Origin of the sequence: Actinomadura viridis (assembly GCF_015751755.1) — a bacterium.
GTDB lineage: Bacteria > Actinomycetota > Actinomycetes > Streptosporangiales > Streptosporangiaceae > Spirillospora > Spirillospora viridis.
This window is the reverse complement of the sequence record NZ_JADOUA010000001.1, coordinates 3,662,267-3,681,214: the sequence shown is the minus strand read 5'-3', so window position 1 is coordinate 3,681,214 and position 18,948 is coordinate 3,662,267. Positions and strand designations below refer to the sequence as shown.

Annotated in this window: 15 protein-coding genes; 13 read left to right on the top strand and 2 right to left on the bottom strand. The window is 76.1% G+C overall.

What is annotated here, in order from left to right; translation table 11 throughout:
• Positions 1-67 precede the first annotated feature (67 nt).
• From IW256_RS16635 to IW256_RS16605, 7 genes are all read left to right on the top strand, one after another.
• A complete protein-coding gene (locus tag IW256_RS16635; protein WP_197011854.1) occupies positions 68-919 on the top strand; it encodes an SAM-dependent methyltransferase in 852 nt (283 codons plus the stop codon).
• Between the two features lie 119 nt (positions 920-1,038).
• Positions 1,039-1,272: a DUF397 domain-containing protein gene (locus IW256_RS16630; protein ID WP_197011853.1), complete on the top strand. Its 234-nt coding sequence runs from the start codon at positions 1,039-1,041 to the stop codon at positions 1,270-1,272.
• Positions 1,273-1,323: 51 nt separating this feature from the next.
• Complete coding sequence (locus tag IW256_RS16625) at positions 1,324-2,202, top strand: helix-turn-helix domain-containing protein (protein ID WP_197011852.1); 879 nt, start codon at positions 1,324-1,326, stop codon at positions 2,200-2,202.
• 4 nt (positions 2,203-2,206) lie between these two features.
• Positions 2,207-2,416 (top strand): DUF397 domain-containing protein, encoded by a 210-nt coding sequence (locus IW256_RS16620; RefSeq protein ID WP_197011851.1) that lies wholly within the window; start codon positions 2,207-2,209, stop codon positions 2,414-2,416.
• A 365-nt stretch (positions 2,417-2,781) separates the two neighbouring features.
• Positions 2,782-3,594: an ATP-binding protein gene (locus IW256_RS16615; RefSeq protein ID WP_231404849.1), complete on the top strand. Its 813-nt coding sequence runs from the start codon at positions 2,782-2,784 to the stop codon at positions 3,592-3,594.
• 148 nt (positions 3,595-3,742) lie between these two features.
• On the top strand, positions 3,743-4,756 hold the full coding sequence (locus IW256_RS16610) for an alpha/beta hydrolase (protein WP_197011849.1): 1,014 nt from the start codon (positions 3,743-3,745) through the stop codon (positions 4,754-4,756).
• Positions 4,757-4,874: 118 nt separating this feature from the next.
• Positions 4,875-6,209 carry a hypothetical protein gene (locus tag IW256_RS16605; protein WP_197011848.1) on the top strand — a complete coding sequence of 445 codons (1,335 nt, stop codon included), beginning with the start codon at positions 4,875-4,877 and terminating at the stop codon, positions 6,207-6,209.
• A 46-nt stretch (positions 6,210-6,255) separates the two neighbouring features.
• Here the strand turns inward: IW256_RS16605 and IW256_RS16600 are convergent, their stop codons facing one another.
• A complete protein-coding gene (locus IW256_RS16600) occupies positions 6,256-7,191 on the bottom strand; it encodes a diacylglycerol/lipid kinase family protein (protein WP_197011847.1) in 936 nt (311 codons plus the stop codon).
• Between IW256_RS16600 and IW256_RS41155 the strand changes: the two genes are divergently transcribed.
• Complete coding sequence (locus IW256_RS41155) at positions 7,175-7,951, top strand: hypothetical protein (RefSeq protein ID WP_231403813.1); 777 nt, start codon at positions 7,175-7,177, stop codon at positions 7,949-7,951. The genes IW256_RS16600 and IW256_RS41155 overlap by 17 nt on opposite strands.
• A gap of 281 nt (positions 7,952-8,232) precedes the next feature.
• Here the strand turns inward: IW256_RS41155 and ligA are convergent, their stop codons facing one another.
• The gene (gene ligA, locus IW256_RS16590) at positions 8,233-10,362 is read right to left on the bottom strand and encodes an NAD-dependent DNA ligase LigA (RefSeq protein ID WP_197011845.1); all 2,130 of its coding nucleotides are present in this window, start codon (positions 10,360-10,362) and stop codon (positions 8,233-8,235) included.
• Positions 10,363-10,546: 184 nt separating this feature from the next.
• Here ligA and IW256_RS16585 point away from each other — a divergent pair, with 184 nt between their 5' ends.
• The 5 genes from IW256_RS16585 to IW256_RS16565 all read left to right on the top strand — a co-directional run bounded on the left by IW256_RS16585 (position 10,547) and on the right by IW256_RS16565 (position 18,942).
• Positions 10,547-11,062, top strand: coding sequence for a PadR family transcriptional regulator (locus tag IW256_RS16585; RefSeq protein WP_197011844.1), 516 nt, complete (start codon positions 10,547-10,549; stop codon positions 11,060-11,062).
• A gap of 4 nt (positions 11,063-11,066) precedes the next feature.
• Positions 11,067-11,819, top strand: coding sequence for an ABC transporter ATP-binding protein (locus tag IW256_RS16580; protein ID WP_197011843.1), 753 nt, complete (start codon positions 11,067-11,069; stop codon positions 11,817-11,819).
• Positions 11,819-13,570, top strand: coding sequence for an FtsX-like permease family protein (locus IW256_RS16575; protein ID WP_197011842.1), 1,752 nt, complete (start codon positions 11,819-11,821; stop codon positions 13,568-13,570). Before IW256_RS16580 ends, IW256_RS16575 begins: the two co-directional genes overlap by 1 nt.
• Before the next feature lie 198 nt (positions 13,571-13,768).
• Complete coding sequence (locus IW256_RS16570; protein WP_197011841.1) at positions 13,769-14,263, top strand: hypothetical protein; 495 nt, start codon at positions 13,769-13,771, stop codon at positions 14,261-14,263.
• Positions 14,264-14,367: 104 nt separating this feature from the next.
• Positions 14,368-18,942 (top strand): HEAT repeat domain-containing protein, encoded by a 4,575-nt coding sequence (locus IW256_RS16565; RefSeq protein WP_197011840.1) that lies wholly within the window; start codon positions 14,368-14,370, stop codon positions 18,940-18,942.
• Positions 18,943-18,948: the final 6 nt, after the last annotated feature.

Genomic DNA, 18,948 nt, shown 5'->3' with positions numbered 1-18,948 from the left:
TGCTTCATAATCTGTGCATCACAAGATGCGGCGGGGCGCCGCACCGAGGTGGGTCCAGGGAGGCACGATGAGCGGCACCGACCAGGCTCCACCCGGAGTCGACCCCCACGTTCCCAGCCCGGCCCGGCTGTACGACCTCTACCTGGGCGGCAAGGACAACTTCGCCGCCGACCGCGCCGCCGCGCGCAGGCTCCGCCAGGACCTGCCCGAACTGGAGGACGCGGCCTGGGCCAACCGCGGGTTCCTCCAGCGCGCCGTGCGGTTCCTGGCCACGCGCGGGGTCCGCCAGTTCCTCGACATCGGGGCGGGCCTGCCCACCCAGAACAACACCCACCAGGTCGCGGGCGCCGTCCAGACCGGCACCCGCGTCGTCTACGTCGACAACGACCCCACCGTCCTCACCCACGCCCGCGCCCTGCTGCAACCCCCGGACGCCGCCCGGCCCGGCGGGACGGGCCCGCGCACGACCGTCCTGACGGGCGACCTGCGCGAACCGGAGAGCATCCTCGGCGACGTGATCGGGCGGGACGCCCTCGACCTCGACGAACCGGTCGCGCTCCTGCTGGTCGCCGTCACCCATTTCATCCCCGACGAGGAGAACCCCTGGGACCTCGTACGGCGGCTGCTCAAGGCGCTGGCCCCCGGCAGCCACCTCGTCCTGTCGGCCGCCACCAGGGACCACCAGTCGCCGCGGGCGCTCCAGGCGATCGAGGAGGTCTACTCCAAGGCCACGGCGAACGTCCACCTGCGGACGAGGGACGAGATCGGCCGCTTCTTCTCGGGGCTGGAGATGGTCCCGCCCTACCCGGGCGCGGAGGCCGCGGTCACGTACGCGGGACAGTGGGGCGCCGAGGATCCCGAGGCCGCCGACAGCGACGGGTCGCGGTGGAGCTACTGCGGCGTGGCGCGGCTCCCCTGACCGGCAAAGGGCACGCGCACCGGCCGGAACCGGCCGTACGAAGGCCGATTCACGACGCCGAAGACACGAGGCCGAAGACACACGAGGCCGAAGACACACGAGAGGGACGAGGACCAGCGATGACCGGACCCGCCAAGCCGACCGCCGGAGAACTCGGCGTCGACCTTGAGAGCCTGGACTGGCGGACTTCCGCCGGCGCGGACGGAGAAGGGCTGGAGGTGGCCTTCACCGGCCCGTGGGTGCTCCTGCGCAAGGCCGGCGACCGGGCGCCGGTCTCGGTCTTCGACCACCACGAATGGGACTGTTTCGTGCAGGGCGCCAAGGCGGGCGAGTTCGACCGGGCCGCGATCTGACGCGGACGGCGGCGCCCGTTCTGTGATTCACAAATTAGGAAGGATATGCTGATGTCGGGCCGCTGGTCGGGCGAGGGGGCGCGGGTGAGCGAGGCATACGGGGCCACGATCGCCAAGTGGCGGCTCTCCCGTCGCCTCAAGACCCTGCGCGAGGAGGCCGGCTACACCGCCAACCAGGTGTGCGACCGGCTGAACTGGGGGCGCGGCAAGGTCGGCCGGTTCGAGGCCAACAGCTGGGTGCGGCCCGAGCTCAGCGACATCCGCGACCTGGCGCGCGTGTACGGGCAGGTGGACGGCGACCTCGAAGAGCTGGAGCGGCTGGCCGCCCACGCCCGGGCGCGGGCCTGGTGGCGCGGCTACCCCGAGGTCTTCGCCAACGAGTTCCCCGGCTTCGAGGCCGACGCCTCCAGCATCCGGGTCATGACCCCGCTCGTCCTTCCCGGGCTGCTGCAGACCCCGGCCTACATCCGGGCGCTGATGGCCACGGGCGCGCGCTCCGGCGCCTGGCGGGACGCGGCCCTGGCCGCCCGCCTGCGGCGCCAGCGCATCCTGGACCGCGACGACGGGACCGCGCCCGAGCTGCTCGCGATCATCAGCGAGGCGTCCCTCCTGTTCCGCTGGGGCGGCCGGGAGGACCGGCGCGCGCAGCTCGCCCATCTGGTCGAGATGGGCCGGCGCCCCAACATCGAGATCCGGCTGCTGCGGTTCGGCGACGGCCTCTATCCCGGCATGTCGACCCTGGTCAACCTGTTCCGGTTCCCCGGCGAGCCTTCGATGGTCTACCTGGAGAACGACGTGGCCATCCAGGAGAACACCGACCCCGAGAGCGTGGAGGCGTATGAGCAGATCGTCCAACGGGCCCGCGAGGCCGCGCTCGGCCCGGCCGAGACCGCCGACTTCCTCGACAAGATGACGGACACCCTGGAGTAGAACGATGGACCTGTCCCAGTCGATCCACGCGGCGACCTGGTTCAAGGCGAGCGCGAGCACGGCCGGCAACGGGGGGTGCGTCGAGATCGCCGATCTCGGCGGCTCCACCGCCGTCCGGGACAGCACCCGGCCGGACGCCGGCGTGCACGTCGTGGGCCGGTCGGCCTTCGCCGCGTTCCTCGCCGACGTACGCGCCGGGCGGTACGACCTGTAGAGCCCTCCCCGCCACTGACGATCCCCCAGGGTCCACTCCTGGGGGATCGTTTCGTTCCGGGGCTCCCGCGGACCTTCCCGGGGCCGTCCGGGGGCCCGTCCGGGAGTGTCACTGGCGGCGCCACCCGCGGATCCTTCGCGGGAACCCTCGCGAGGGCATGGCGGTATGCGTGCGAACCACCCCCGTTCGCCCCGTTTTGTACCGCCGAGCCGGGCCAGGCGAACGTCTCGGGCGTTGCTCCGTAACTTTTCTTCACTCTCTCGGCGTGACCGTCAATCTATGCGACCATGTTTGTGAATCACAGATAGCGACTCGCGAACGTTGAAGCTCATGTCTCGATTGTCCGAACTTTCTCGGCGGTGACGATGGCGGCGGAGGCGACCATGGCGGAGGCGGAGACGACGTTCCCGGCCCGTGTCCCGGATCGGGGCGGGTGCGCGGTGGTACGCCTGCCCCCCGACGGGTCCATCGCCGCGGTGGCGCGGGCCGGCACCGCCCTGACGCTGGAGCGCCTCGGGCTGCCGGACGAGGACGTCGCCAACGCCACCCTGATGGCCAGCGAGCTCGCCACCAACGCGCTGCAGCACGGATCGCCGCGGACGCCGGACGGCCGGCTGCTCCCCGCCCACCCGGCGGAGCTGTGGATCTACCTGCGCGGCACCGGCGGCGGACGCGAGCTGGCCGTCAAGGTCTTCGACCGGGTCAGGGAGTGGCGCCCCCCGGCCGTCACCGGGGTCCTGGCCGAGCACGGCCGCGGCCTGCTCATCATCGAGGCCCTCACCGAGGGCCGCTGGGGCCACCATCCCACCCGGTCGCGGCTGGCCCGCCCGGCGGTGACCGGCAAGGCCACCTGGTTCGCCCTGCCGGTCTCCCCGGAGTTCCGGCCGCCGGCGCACCACGCGCCACCGCGGCCCGGGGCGGCGTACGCGGCGCAGGAGCTGCACGCCCTGCTGGCCGAGCGCGGCCTCACCCGCCTCATCCGCCGGAACGGGGACGGCGTCTCGGTGCTGTCGGTCAAGGAGAACCTGACGGTGTGGTGCGAGTCCGGCTGGTTCCGGTGGCGCACCCCGGACGGCGCCCAGGTGAGGCTGCCCCGCGGCGACATCACCGAGGTCTGCGAGCGGATCGTCCAGCTCCACGAGAGCACGGCCCCCGAGCCCGACCTGAGCCGGACCTGAGCCGGACCTGACCCCTCCGCACCGGAGCCTCCCTCCCGGCGGGCCTCCCCCTCCGTGGCACCGGGCGCCCGCCCTGTCCTCGCGGACGCCGATGGGCGAACATGGCACCGATCAGGTGCTTCCGGCGCCCGGTAGTTAGGAGAAGAGCATGACCGCCCCCACCTCCCCTGCCCAGGCCGGGGAGCCGGCCGCCGACGGGCTCCGGCCACCCCCGTTCGACCCCGAACTGCTCCTCGTCCTGGAGGCGCTGGGGACGGCGGTCCCCTCCGCGCTCCTCCCGGAGATGGTCCCGGCGCTACGGGAGACCCGCGCGCAGCTGCGGCAGACGGACGAGGAGCTGAGCCGGGGCGGGGTCTTCGAGCTGGAGGAGCGCCGGGTGCCCGGCCCCGAGGGCGCGCCGGAGGTCACGCTGCTGATCTGCCGGCCCACCGGGGTCACGGCGCCGCGGGGCATCGTCTACCACACCCATGGCGGCGGCATGATCATGGGTGACAACCGCACCGGCCTGGAGGAGATCCTGGACTGGGCGCGGGAGCTGGGCCTGGTGGTGGTGTCGGTGGAGTACCGGCTCGCTCCCGAGCACCCGCATCCGGCGCCGGTCGAGGACTGCTACGCGGGCCTGGTGTGGACGGCAGCGCACGCCGCGGAGCTGGGCGCCGAGCCCGGCCGGATCGTCGCCGCGGGCACCAGCGCGGGCGGCGGCCTGACCGCGGCGCTCGCGCTGATGGCCCGTGACCGGGGCGGCCCGGCGCTGGCCGGCCAGATGCTGCTGTGCCCGATGCTGGACGACCGCAACGACTCGCTCTCGTCCCGGCAGATGGCCGGCAGGGGCATCTGGGACCGCACCTCCAACGACACCGGCTGGACGGCCCTGCTGGGCGAGGCCAGGGGCGGCCCGGACGTGTCGCCGTACGCGGCGCCCGCGCGCGCCGAGGACCTGTCGGGACTGCCGCCCGCGTTCATCGACGTGGGGTCGGCGGAGACGTTCCGGGACGAGGACGTCGCCTACGCCACGCGCCTGTGGCAGGCGGGCGGCCGGGCGGAGCTGCACGTGTGGCCCGGCGGTTTCCACGGGTTCACCCTGCTGGCGCCGGAGGCCCCGCTGTCACGGGAGGCGGCGGCGGCGCGGCTCGCCTGGCTGCGCAGGCTGCTGGCCGGCTGACACCGCCGCCCGCCGGGCCCGGGCTCGTTTACCGCCGGATGCGTACCTCTTGCTGATTTGAGGTACGGGCGGCCGAGTCCTTCCCAGGGCCAGGGGTATGGCACCAGAGGTGAGCGTGGTGGAACCGGGACTCAGACTCGCCGGGCGGTACCGGCTGGTGGAACGCCTGGACGGCGGCGGTGCCGGCGAGGTGTGGCACGCCTGGGACCAGGCCCTCAGCCGGCCGGTCGCGGTGAAGGTGCCCGGGCCCGGCCGCGCGCCCGGCGGGCACGTTGACGGGCACGTTGACGGGCACGACGACGAGGACGCGGGCGGGCACGAGGAGCTGCGCGAGCGCGTGCTGCGCGCCGTTCGCGTCGCCGATCCCGCCTTCGTGACGGTCTACGACTGCGATCGGGCCCCCGGCTCGGCGGGCCGCCCGGTGTCCTTCATCGTGACCGCGTTCCTGGACGGGGAGACGCTGGCCGAGCGGGTCCGGCGGGCGCCGCTGCCGGTGCCGGCGGCGCTGGAGTGCTGCGCGCAGACCGCGACGGCCCTGGCGGCGGCCCACGCGGCCGGGGTCGCGCACGGCGATCTGCGGATGGAGAAGATCTTCTACACCCCCGACGGCGTCCGCATCGTGGATCTGGGGCTGGGCGTACCGGGCGAGGCGGAGAAGGGGGAGGCCGAGGCCGCCGACGTCCTGGGACTCGGCACGGTGCTCGCCGGGTGCCTGGAGAGGGCGCCCGCGCCGGACCAGGTGCCCGAGGAGGTGCTGCGGCTCGGTGAGCGATGCCGCGCGGCGGAGACCGAGCGCAGGCCCGGCGCGGCGGAGGCGGCCGAGGTCCTCGTGCGCGCCCACGCGGCGGTGGCACCGGAGTCCTTCATGGCGACCGCCCCCTTCCCGATGCCCCGCGCCTCCGGGGACACCTCGGTCCTCGTCCGGCGGCCGGGCGATCCCGGCGACCTCCTGGACACGGGCGACGAGGCGGGCGAGGGAAATCCGGGGCGGCTCCGGGACCGCGTGACCGTCATGCGCGTGGCGGTCACCGTGACGCTCCTGGCGGCGTCGCTGGCGACGATCATGGCGGTCACGGACCTGCTGGACTCCCCGGGCGAGCGGGCCGCCCCGCCGCGGTCGGGCCCGGCCCCGGTCACCGCCGCCCCGGACACCGGCGAGCCGGAGTCCTCCTTCCCCCGCCCGTCCATGCCGGACATGGACGCGCTGGAGCGGCTGGGCGAGCTGCAGCCGATCGTCGAGGGCGGCCGGGCCTCCGGCGCGATCCGTTCCGACGTGGCGCTCGACCTGGACAACACGATCGGCAACATGCTCGAAGACCTGGCGTCGGGGCGGACCTCCGACGCGGGGCCGCAGCTGCAGCGGCTGCGCGAGAAGATCGCCACCAGGGCCCGCGAACGGGCCCTCGACAAGGACATCGCGGACCGCATGACCGAGGTCCTCGCCCGCGGGTGAGCCGCCCGCCGGCCCCGGACCAGCGCCCGCCGCTCCCCCGCTCACATCAGTGCCCGCCGTTTCCCCCGCCCTCGCCGCCCTCGCCCGCCGGGGCCATGATCCGCCAGGCGCGCTCGCACAGGGTCCAGGTGCGGTGGTCGTACGGTCCCGTGACCTCGCCGTCGCTGTTGACCAGGAACTCCTCGCCGCTGACGGTCACGCTGGTGGCCGTGGTGTGCACGACGTCGTCGCGGTGCCGGTGCGTGCCTTTGCGCAGGTGCAGGGCGAAGCCGACCCGCGCGAGCGGGCCGGTCGCGGCGGAGACCACCAGTTCCACGCGGCCGTCGTCGGGATCGCCGTCGGCCGCGAGCTGCGCCGTGCCCCCGGCGATGCCGGAGGCGTTGCTGAGCGCCACCATCAGGAACCTCCCGTCCGCGACCTCCTTGCCGTCCGCCTCGACCCGCAGCCGCCACCCGGTGCCGCGCAGCCCGGCGAGGACGGCGCCCACCGGGAACGCGGCGGCCTTCAGGTAGGGCTTGAACCGGGTCGCGCTGCGGGCCGCGGTGGCGCCGATCCCCAGGTGCACGGCGTTGAGCACCACGCCGCCGGCGTCGTCCACGAGGAGGTCGAGCCGGCGGGGCGCGCCGTCGAGCAGCAGCCGGGCGGCGCGCTCGGGATCGAGCGGGATCCCCAGGTTGCGGGCCAGGTCGTTGCCGGTCCCCATCGGCAGCAGCCCCACCACCCGGCGTCCCAGCTCGCCACGGGCGTGCAGCTCGGCCACCAGCCCGTGGATCGAGCCGTCACCGCCGGCCGCCACGACCAGGGAGGCATCGCCGGACGGGCCGTGCTCGTCGAGCGCCCGGCCGATGTCCCCGGGCGCGGCGCACGGCCGGACGAGCACCGTCCCGCCGCCCTCCCGGCGGAGCATGCCGGCGATCCGTTCCATCAGTTCGTTGTCGTGGGTCCCGGCATTGGCGTTGGTAAAGATGAGCATCGTCCTCATCTACCCCGCCTCGGGCACCGAATGCCTGAGTCGCGACCGGCCTCGCCGGATCTCCTCGCCGGATCTCCTCGGAGGCGTCGCGGGCGAGCCCGGTGACGGGCGGCGGGACACCACCTCAGCCACAACGGGCCGTACATATCGATCGAGAATTCATCTCGAATTCGCTACTTATTGCGGTCCCTTGAAGGGTATTTTCGCAGACCGTTCGATGGCCGCGCCCCCGCAGGGACATAACCTGGGAGGACAACGCGCACGAACGGCCGCTATCGAGATGTCCGAACAGGAGGCCGCCGTGGAGGATCGAGGCGACGATCGCAGCCCGGAAGAACTCGAAGAGACCTGGCTGCCGGTTCTCGAAGAGCAATATCGCAGCATGACGGCCCTGGTCATGGGGCGGATGGAGGGCTGGCGCAAACAATGGAGGCCGGCGACTCCAGGGGAACTGACCGAGATGCTCGACATGCTTCTCCATTTCGAACAGCATCTCAGCGGTTTCACGCCGCTCGCGCACCATCTCCTCGACTCGGGACGCCCCCGGCTGCCCGGGAGGCTCAGTGAGATGTTGAAGGACGTGCACGACACGAAGGAGATAGTCATCTCCATGTATCAGGACACGGTCGGGGCCTACCGGCGGATGGCTCAGGTCCAGGCCGGCACCGCCCGGCAGTGGGCGGATACCCAGCAACAGGTCCTGCAGGACAGGCGGCAGGCCTTCGACCAGCAGTTCAGGCAGTGGCATCAGAATTACATCAGCGGCTGAAATCACCAGGGAGCATCACACATGGACGGCGGATCCACCCATGGGCGGAACGAGCCGCGCGGGACCGGGAGAGATTATCCGCAATGGCATTGCCAGTGCACCGAATGCCCGGGCGAGAAGGACGCCAGTACGGACTGCACCGGCGAACCGTGGCCCCTACAACGTCACGGGCCTGGGGAAATGCCAGGGGCATATGGTGTGCCACCAGGTGAGTTGAGGCCCGGCGGGGCCGAGGGCCCGCGGGCCCGGCGCGGCGGGCCGGGCCCGGCGGGACGAGGCGTTCAGAGGAAGTCGGCGACGCGGGTGGCGAACTCCTCCGGAGTGGCGATCTCGACGCCCAGCTTCTCGGCCTTGGCGCGCTTGGATCCGGCCTTCTCCCCCGCCACCAGCAGGGCGGTGCGGGCCGAGACCGACGAGGACGCCCGCCCGCCGGCCCGCTCGATCAGCTCGTTCATCTCGTTGCGGGACAGGTCGGCCAGCGGGCCGCTCATGGCTCCGGTCACGACCACCGACATCCCGGCCAGGGGGCCCTGGCCGGTGTCGCTCCCGGTCCCGGCGTCACCCTCCCCGGGGGCCTCCGCCCGCTCCGCGGGCCCGGTCGCGCCGGGCTCGGTCATGTTCACCCCGGCCGCCACCAGCTTGTCGATCAGCGGCGCCAGCTCGGCGATCTCGGCGACCAGCACCGGGGCCTTCTCCGGGCCGATCCCGTCCACCTCCTGGAACGCCTCGGCGTCGGCGGCGCGGATGGCGTCCATGGTGGCGAAGTGCCGGGCGATGCGCCGCGACATGGAACGCCCCGTGCCGCGCACGCCCAGGGCGCAGAACACCTTGTTGAGCGGCTTGGCCTTGGCGGCCTCGATCGCGGCCAGCAGGTTGTCGGTGCTGGTCTCGCCCATCCGCTCCAGCTCCAGCAGCGGCGCGCGCTCCAGGGTGAACAGGTCGGCGAAGTCGGTGATCAGCCCGGCCTGGACCAGCTGGTCGATCCGGTTCTCGCCGAGCCCCTCGATGTCGAGCTGGTCGCGTCCCACGGCGTAGCGGACCGAGGCGATCGCGTGGCAGGCGCGGCCCTGCGAGCAGCGCCAGCGCTTCTGCGAGTCGTCGATCTCGCCGCCGCAGCGCGGGCAGACGTCGGGGATCGGGATGGCGGTCTCCCCGCCGGTGCGCAGGTGGACCACCGGCGCCTCCACCCGGGGGATCACGTCGCCGGCCTTGTAGACGGTGACGTGGTCGCCGATGCGCAGGTCGCGGCGGGCGATGTCACCGGCGTTGTGCAGCGTGGCGTAGGTGATGACCGAGCCGTCCACCTCGACCGGCTCCAGCACGGCGCGGGGCGCGACGATGCCGGTGCGGCCGACGTTCCACTCCACGCCGACCAGGCGGGTGATCTTCTCGGTGGCGGGCAGCTTGTAGGCGATGGCCCAGCGCGGCGCGCGCGAGGAGTTGCCGGCCTCGGCCTGGTCGGCGGCCCGGTCGGCCTTGATCACGATGCCGTCGATGCCGAACTCCAGGTCGGCCCGCAGCCCGGCGATCCGCTCCACGTGCTCCTGCAGCGCGGCCGGGTCGGTACAGGTGACCCCGCCGACGGGGGTCGCCGCGCTGGTCCGCGCGCCCCAGCGGGCGATCATGGCCATGATCTCGCTGTGCGGCAGCTCGCGCAGCAGGGCCGGCAGGTCGCCGGGCGTCCCGTCCGGTGCCGTGCCGGGCCCCGCGTCCGGTCCGTCCAGCGGCAGCGCGCCGTAGGCGAAGAAGGTCATCTCGACCTGGTACTCGCGGTCGCGGGCGCGCAGCGACCCGGCCGCCGCGCTGCGCGGGTTGGCGAACGCGGGGTGCCCCGCCCCGGTGCGGGCGGCGTTGGCGGCCTCGAACTGGTCGCGGGTCATCAGCACCTCGCCGCGCAGCTCCACCGTGACCGGCTCGGCCAGCCGCTCCGGCAGGCCGACGATCATCCCGATCCCGTGCGAGACGTCCTCGCCGGCGGCGCCGTCCCCGCGCGTGACCAGCCGGACCAGGCGCCCGTCCCGGTAGCGCGCCGAGATCGCCAGGCCGTCCAGCTTGGGCTCCACGCTCCACACCCCGACCGGGCGGCCCAGCCGGCGTTCCAGCCCGGCCGCCCAGTTCAGCAGGCCCTCGGCGGAGAACACGTTGTCGAGGCTCAGCATGGGGACGGTGTGCGGCACGTCGCCGATCACCGCTCCGCCGGCGACCTTCCCGGTCGGCGAGTCGGGCAGCACGTGCTCGGGATGCTCGCGCTCGTAGGCGGCGATCCCGCGCACCAGCCGGTCGTAGGCGTCGTCGTCGAGCGAGGAGTCGCCCTCGCCGTAGTAGGCCGCCGCGGCGGCGACGGCGGTCTGCACGGCGGCGGCGTAGGCGGCCTGGTCGCCGATCTCGGTGCGGGCTGGCGTCTCGGTCATGGGGAAATCATCTCGCGCGGCTCTGACAGAACCGCCGCCGACCTGGACCGGCGCCCGTAAATGGCGGAACGTCACCGCACCGCGATCCGCGTGCTGGACCGCGGCACGGCCCCGCCCGGGGCGCCCGGCTTGACCGCTCCCTTAGTTAACGGTTAGCTAGGCCGGGTCGTCAGGGAGGTGCGCCGTGCAGGACGTCGTGCTCGCGCTGCTGGCCAAGGAGCCCTCGCACGGGTACGAGTTGCGTGCCCGCTTGCAGGAGGCCCTCGGCCCGCTGGGCGAGGAGCTCAACGCGGGCCAGGTCTACGTGACGCTGCGCCGGCTGGAGAAGGCCGGGCTGGTGGACGTCCGGCTGGTCGGGCAGTCCGACCGGCCCGACCGCAAGGAATACGAGCTGACCGCGGCGGGGCGGGAGCGGGTGGCGGGCTGGCTGGCGGACGTGAGCTGGAGCCGTCCCGCGCCCGCCGAGTTCCATCTGAAGCTGGTCGCGGCGGCGGCGTCCCGGCTGGCCGACCCGGTGGCGCTGGTGGACGCCCAGCGCCGCGAGCTGCTGCGGCGCCTGGCCGAGGCGCAGCGCGCCGCGCTGGAGCAGCCCGCCGGTTCGGGGGCCGGGCTCCTGCTGGAGGGCGCCGTGCTGCGGTTGCGCGCCGACCTGACCTGGCTGGAGTCGTGCGCGGCCCACTGGTCCGCTAGAGGGGAATGAGAGCGTGGAAGACATCCTGTGGGCCCGGGGCCTGCGCAGGCATTACGGCACCGGGCGGGCACTGGTGCGCGCGGTCGACGACGTCGACCTGGCCGTGGCGCCCGGCGAGACGGTCGGCGTGGTCGGCGCGAGCGGGTGCGGCAAGTCCACCCTGCTGCATCTCCTCGGCGGCCTGGACCGTCCCGACGCCGGCGAGGTGTGGCTGGGCGGCCGGCGGGTGGACGGGCTCTCGGAGACCGCGGCGGCCCGGCTGCGCCGCCGGGAGATCGGCTTCGTCTTCCAGTCGTTCCACCTGGTCGACGAGCTGAGCGCCGCGGAGAACGTGGAGCTGCCCGCGCTGCTGGCCGGGGAGTCCCGGCGCGCCGCCCGGCGCCGCGCCGCCGGGCTGCTGGAGCGGATGGGCCTGGGCGGGCGGGCCCGGCACCTGCCCGCCGAGCTGTCGGGCGGGCAGCGCCAGCGGGTGGCGGTGGCGCGCGCCCTGGTGAACGACCCGCGCCTGCTGCTGGCCGACGAGCCGACCGGCAACCTCGACAGCGCCGCCGCGACGGACGTGCTGCGGCTGTTCGCCGCGCTGCGCGCCGAGGGCCGCACCCTGGTCATCGTCACCCATGACTCGCGGGTGGCGGGCACCGCCGACCGGCTGATCACGATGCGGGACGGAGCGTTCGCCGACGAGACGGTGCTCGGCGCACGGCCGCCGGGCGCGGGCGGGCTGGGCGCGGGCGGGCTGGGCGCGCTCAGCGGCCTGGAGGCGTGATGGGCACCGGGATGGCCACGGTGCTCCGGCTGACCCTGCGGGACCTGCGCCGGAGCCGGGCGCGCGCGGCGCTGCTGCTGGTCGCGATCACCGCGACGACGACCACGCTGACCCTCGGGCTGCTGGTCCGGGACGCGACCGCCCGGCCGTGGGAACGCACCCGCGCGGCGACCGCCGGCCCGGACGCGGTGGCGACCGGGGACGCCCGCGCGCTGGCCAAGCTGGCCAGGGCACCGGGCGTGACCGGCGCCGCGCGGCCGTACCCGACGGCGAGCGGCCGGCTGGAGGCGCGCGGCCACACGGTCAACGCGCTCGTGCACGGGCGGGACGTGGCGCCGTCGCGGCTGGACCGCCCGCTGGTCACCGACGGCCGCTGGCTGCGGCCGGGGGCGGCGGTGGTGGAGCGGGCCTTCGCCCGCGCGCTGGGCGTGCGCCCCGGCGACCGGGTGACGATCGCGGGACGGACCTTCCCGGTCGCCGGCGTCGCGATCGGCTCCGGGCGGGTCCCCTACCCCTCGGCGGCGCCCGGCCTGGTCTGGCTGACCCGCGCCGACGCCGCCCGCCTTCCCGCGGCCCGGACCGGGTCGGGCGCGCGGACGCTGACCATGCCGCTGCGGCTGGCCGACCCGGACGCGGCCCCCGCCTTCGCCGCCCGGCATCCGGGCGTGCGTTCCTGGCAGGACATGGGGGCCTACGCCACCGCCGAGCTGCGGCTGGCCAACGGGGCGCTGCTGGGCGGCACGTGGGCCCTGGCGATCCTGGCCGCGATGAGCGTCTCGCTGCTGGTGGGCGGGCGCCTGGCCGAGCAGGGCCGGCGGGTGGGGACGCTGAAGGTGGCGGGCGCGACCCCGGCGTTCATCGCCCTGCTCCTGCTGGCCGAGCACCTGGCCGTCGCGGTCGCCGCGACCATCGTGGGGGTGCTCGCGGGCTGGGCCGCCGCCCCGCTGGTGGCCGGGCCGAACGCCGGGCTGCTCGGCGCCGGGACGCCCGCCCCGTCCGCGGGGACCGTGCTTGCGGTGCTGGCGGTCGCGGTGGCGGTCACGGCGGCGGCGACGGCCGTGCCCGCGCTGCGCGGGGCGCGGATCGGCACGGTGCGCGCGCTGGCCGAGCCGGTGCGCGCGCCGCGCCGCCGCTCCCGCCTGGCCGCGGCGTTCTCCGGGCTGCCGCTGCCGCTGCTGCTGCTGGGGGCGCGGATCGCCGCGCGCCGCCCGCGCCGTACGGTCCTGGCCGGGCTCAGCATGGCGGTCACCGTCGCCATGGTGGTCGCGGCGCTGGCCATGGGCCGGGACATCGAGCGCAAGGACGCCGTCGTGCTCGGCCCCGACTTCGTGCCGGGCGCGGGCAATCCGGTCACCGAGCGGCTGAGCCAGATCGTCCTGGTGCTGGCGCTGGCCATGCTGGCGCTGGCGGCGGTCAACGCGGTGCTGACCGCATGGACGACCTCGCTGGACAACCTGCGCACCGCGGCGCTCACCCGGGCGCTGGGGGCGACGCCGCGGCAGGTCACGACCGGGCTGGCCTCCGCCCAGCTCCTGCCCGCCGCGTTCGCGGCGCTGGGCGGCGTCCCGCTGGGCCTGCTCGTCTACGCCGCCGCGCGGGCGGCCGGGGGCTCTCCCGGGCAGGCGGAGGTCCCCGTGCTCTGGCTGGCCGCCACGGTCCCTGCCACGCTGGCCGTGGTGGGCCTGCTGACGGCCGTGCCGGTCCGGTACGGCGCGACCCGCCCGGTCACCGAGGCCCTCGGCGGGCGCTGACCGGAGTCGCAGGTCCCCGGGCGGGGCGTCAGGAGGCCGGCGAGCATGCGTCCCGGTTCCTCCTATTTCGCGATCTTCGCCACCGTCCGGGGCCCGCCCGTCCTACACTTTGGCCGCACGGTCGGGGGACCCACGGGGGTCCGCGATGCGCCGTTCGGCCGTCACCGTCGCTCGGCAGCAGTCCGGAGGGATGTACTCGTGGCCTCGATCCACCCGCGGCACCGGCTGAGTTCGCAGGCCGTCCGCGTCGGCATGGTGAGCGTGCTGTCGCTGGCCGTCGCCGCCTGCTCGTCGGACACCACCCCGGCGGCCCCCTCGGGAGCGGCCGTCACCTCCCCCGCGCCCGCGCCGTCCCCCGAGCCGGACGACGACGCCGACGTCTACTGCGTCGCCACGCCCGAGGGCGGCATGCCCGAGGAGGAGCCCGAGCAGGGCTACCGGATCGTGGACGACGACCGGTGCGACGAGGACGACCTGGGCGAGGACTCCACGCCTCCCGCCTACCGCCCGGGCAGCTCGCGGATCAGCTACTTCTGGTACTACGACCCGACGCGCCGCTCGAACGGCCACGCCTCCGGCGGCACGCTGCACGCCCCCGAGGGCGGCACCGTCACCACGCGGTCGGGCAAGACCGCGAGTTCCGGCAAGGTCGCGCGCTCCGGTTTCGGCGGCAGCGCGGGCGGAGGCGGCTGACCGCGCGAACCCTGGGCCGGGCCGGGCCGGGGCGGAAAGCGCCCGCGTGGCCGCCCGGATAATCGGAAGCGTCCTGCCCGGTGGCCGACTTAGACTCGGCGCCCATGACAGCCGCGAACGACACGTTCCTCCGGCCAGGGAAGCCCGGCGAGCCTCGCCTGGACCCGATCGCCCTGGTCCGGCTCGCCGAACGGCTCGGCACCCGGGACGGCGGCGAGGAGGCTGACGAGGGGGCCTGCGAGAGGGCCGGGAGCGAGGCCCGGTACGCGGAGTACGCGGAGGCGTTGCCGAGCACCCTGGAGGGGCCGCCCGAGGCGGCCCTCGCCCTGGCCCGGCTGTACCTCCGGCTGGGGCCGTACCTGCGGGACCGGCACTGGCCGCGCTGGCGGGAGGCCGGGCTGCCGGTCCCGGCGCGGATCGCCTGGCTGCGCGCGGAGATCGCCGCCCGGCCGGAGACCTTGCGGCACGAGCCCGCCGGCGAACCGCTCTACCAGGCCGTCCACGGGCTCGCGGCCATCGACGCGGACGCGCCCGAAGAACTCCTGCGCGCGCTGTCGGACCGTCCCGAGCCCGCCCTGCGCGCCGAGGCCCTGCGGATCGCGCGCGAGGCGGTGCGCGCCGCCCTGCTCGCGCCCGCCCGCGCGAGGGCGGTCATCGTCAGGCTCATCGCCGCGGACGCCGAACCGTGCGCGGCCACGGCCGATCTCGCCGCCGCCGCCCTCCGCGAGCTCGCGGAACCCTGGGCCGCCCTCGACCCGCTGCCGCGCGACCGGCTGCACCGCCTCCTGGCGGCGCCGCCCACCGGCGCGGTGGCCGGCGCGGCGATCGGGACCGCCGCCCGCCACGGGCACCGGGACCTGCTGCGCGAGGTGGCCGGTGACCCGGACCGGCCGCCGGCGCTCCGGCGGCGCGCGCTGGAACTCCTCGGGGACCTGGCGACCCGCGACGACGTCCCGGATCTGGCGGGCCTGGCCGCCACCGATCCGCTCCTGCTCGCCGGGCCCGCCGTGCGGTGCCTGGCCGGGATGCACCGGCGCGGGCACTTCCCGTCCGGAGCCGACGTCCCGGTGATCGTGGGGCTGGCCCTGGCCGACCACGCGGTCCCCGCCGACACCCTCGCGACCGTGCTGTTCACCGTCCGGCACGAGACGCTGCGGGAACTGGCCGCCGCGCCGCCGGACGACCCGGCCTGGCCGCGGCGCCTGGAGCTGCTGGTCGCGCTGGCCGCCCAGGGCACGGGGGACATGCCGGCCGGCGCGGCGGCCACCGCCCCGCTGGCCGCGGCGGCGGATCCGGTGCCGTTCCTGGAGGCGATCCGGGCCCTGCGCCACACCGGGGCCGAGGAGGCGGTGCTCGCCGCGCTGCCCCGCGCCCCGGCGGCGGCCCTGCGCACCCTGGAGGCGGTCGGCGGGCGCCGGACGGTCACGGCCCTGCGCGAGGGGCTGGGCCTGGACGGGGCGGACGGCACGCCCGTCCCCCATCTCCGGACGGTCCGGCACCAGGCCCTCGAACTGCTGTGGCACCTCACCGAGGACGCCGCCGAGCGGCGGCGGCTGCTGGACCGGCTCGATCCGCGCGGCCTTCCGCCGCGCGTCGCCGCCGATCTCGGCGCCCCCGACGCCCGGGAGCTGGAGCTGCTCCGCGCGGGCCTGGATCCCGACGACCCGGCCGGGTCCCTGTGCGTGCTGGCGCGCAACGGCGACGCCGGCACGGTCCCGGTGATCGCGGACCTGCTGCTGCGGGTGGCGTCCGACCTGGCGGCGGCGTCGGCTCCCGGGGCCGCCCCCGCCCGGCCCCGCGGCGGCGCGGAGGGGGCCACCGGTGAGCCGGAGGTGCCCGGCGAGGTGGTCACCGCGATCCGCGGGCTGGGAGCACGGCTGCACCGGCGGGGGCGGATCCGGCCCCGCTGCCTGCTCGACGCGGCGGGGCCGGACGAGGCGGGCGACGCGCTGGCCGCGTCCCTGGCCCTGGACCTGCTGGAACGACCGGGGACCGCACCGGCCGAGCAGGCGATCCTGCTCAGGATGCTGCTCCGGCTCCGGCCCGGCGCGCTCCGCGCGCGCCTGCACCCGCTGCTGCGCCACCGCGACCGGCACGTCCGCAAGCACGTGATCGCCCTGCTCGCGCGGGAGGTCGGCGGGAGCGGCACCCGGGCGCTGTCGGCCGGCCTGATCGGGCTCACCCGCGCGCCCGACGCGCCGACCGTCCGGCAGGCGCTGCTGGCGCTCGGCGAGGCCCGGGCCCGGTGGGCCGCGGCGGCGATCGCGGACTGCCTGGACCACCCGAACATGAACGTCAAGAAGACCGCCGCGGCGGCCCTGGCGACGGCGGGCGCGCCGGAGGCGGTGCCCGCCCTGCTGTCCTGGCTGGGCCGCCACGACAACCCCGGCCTGCGGGAGGCGCTCGACGGCGCGCTCCGGGCGGTCCTCGGCGACGGCCACGCCGCCACGCTGGTCGCCGCCGCCGACCTGGCGGGCGACGAGCGCACCCGTGCCCTGCTGCTGCGGCCCCTGATCCACGGGCCCCTGCCGGAGGCCCCGGGCAGGGCGCTGCCCGCCCGTTCGATCGGCGCCCTGGCCCGCCAGGGGTCACCCGCCGGCGAGACCCTGCTCCGGCTCGCGGCGGAGGAGCGCGGCCCCGCGCCCTGGACGGCGCCCGACACCGATCTCGAATCACTCGCCGAGCACGGCTGGGACGCCGCGGCGGCCCGGCGCCTGACCAGGCGGCACGAGCGCGATCCCGAGCCGATCGCCGCGGCCCGCCCCGAACGGCTCCGGCCCCTGCTGCCGCGCTGGCTGGAGCTGGCGGGCACGGAGGACGACCCCGGCCCGGTCCTGCGGCTCACGCTGCGGGTCTGCCCCGCGCCCTGGAGCGGCGAAGAGATCGGGCTCTTCGCCCGTTCGGCCGGGGTGCTGGTCACCGCGTTGCCCGTGATCGGCGACGCGTGCCGCGACGGGCTCCTGGCCGTCCTGGAGGAGGCGGCCGGGCGATGGACCGCCGGCGAGGCCCTGGAGATCGCCGCCCGGATCCGCGCGCTGCCTCCGGGCGCGGCGGGGAGCCGGGCTGAACTGGCGCTGCTGCGCCGGTGCGGCGCCGTCCCGACCCGCGGCGACCTGGAACGGGCACTGGCCGTCGCGGGAAGCGGCGCCGACCCGTGGCGCGCCCGGGAGGCGGTGCTGCGGGAGGCGTTCGGGCTGCCCGGCGCCGGCGGCTCCCCCACCGGTGACACCGCCCGCGATGCCGTACGGGCGTGGCGGGAGGAACTGGAGGAGGCCGTCCGGTCCCCCGCGGCCCTCCGGAGGTTCCGCGCCACCGGCACGGCACCGGCCGGGGCCGGGGTCGGTTCGCGTGAACGGCTCGAAGCGCTGGCCGCCGCCTTCCCGACCGCCGGCGAGGCGGTGCGCGGTCTCCTCCTGGACTGGATGCTGGAGTCGCAGCCGCTCGGCGCGCCCGCGTGGACGCTGGCCGAGGAGGCCGCCCGCCCGCTGCCGTCCGAACGCGAGCCCCGGCCCGGGGACCTGGACCAGCCCCGTTCGGCGGCCCAGCGCGAGCGGCTGCTGGCGATGCTGGACGGCCCCGCGCGGGACCGGCGCGACGGCGCGGCCCGCGTCCTGGCCGGATGGCCCGAGCCCGAGACCCGCCGGGCCGTCCTGCGCGCCTTCCTCCAGGGCCGCGCCGACGTCCCCCTCACCCGCGACCTCGCCGCGGCGCTGCCCTCCGTGATCGAGGACCTGCCCGCCCTGGAGCGGGAGGAGGACCCGGTCCGTGAACGGGCCGCCCGCGCCGCCGCCCACCTGGACGCGGCCGGGCTCGCCCGCCTCGTCCCCCGGCTGCTGGGCTGGTGGGAGCACGGCGGCCCGGCCGCGCGCGCCGAGGCCGAACGGGCGCTGCGCCGCGCGGACCCCGACCTGGTGGCCGAGGCCCTCACCGGCCGCCTCGGCGAGGGCGCGTGGGGGGTGCTCGACCTGCTCGCCGGGCACCCGCTCCTACGCACGCCGGCGCTGGCCCGCGCCCGCGAGCGGCTGCGCGCCGAGGGACGCGACGGCCTGGCCGACACGATCGTGCTGGTGGACGGCCCGCTCCGGCCGCCGGGCGCCGTCCGGGAGGACGCCGCCGCCGCGCTCGCCGCGCTCCGGGCCCGGCGGCCCGCTCCGGCGGGCGGCGGGCAGCGCCCGCTCCGGGCGGAGCTGTTCGACCTCGCCCGCACCGGCACCCCGGGGCAGGTCCGCCGCGCCCTGACCGTCCTGGCCGACCGGCACGACGAGGTCCGCGCCCGCGGTGGCCGCGACCCCGAGCTGGAGGAGCTGGTCACCGCCTGCGCCGGCCATCCCGAGCCGAGGGTCCGCGTGCACGCCCACCGGATCTCCCGCCGGGTGCTGGAACGCGCGGACCACCTGGAACTGACCGTACGGCTGCTGGCCGACCCGCGGCCCGGCATCGTCCGCGCCGCGGTCGGGACCGTGGCGCACGCGGCCTGGCGGCCGGCGATCCCGGCGCTGGTGGGGCTGCTCGCCCACGCCCGCCCCGAGGTCCGCGGGAGCGCCGCCGACGGGCTGGTGCTGTTCGGTGAGCCCGCCGTCCCGGCGCTCCGGCACGCCGCCGGGCGGGCCCGCCCGGACCGGCGCCCCCGCTACACCGCCGTGCTCGACAGGATCGCCGACGGGGCTCCGCCGGAATGACCCCGC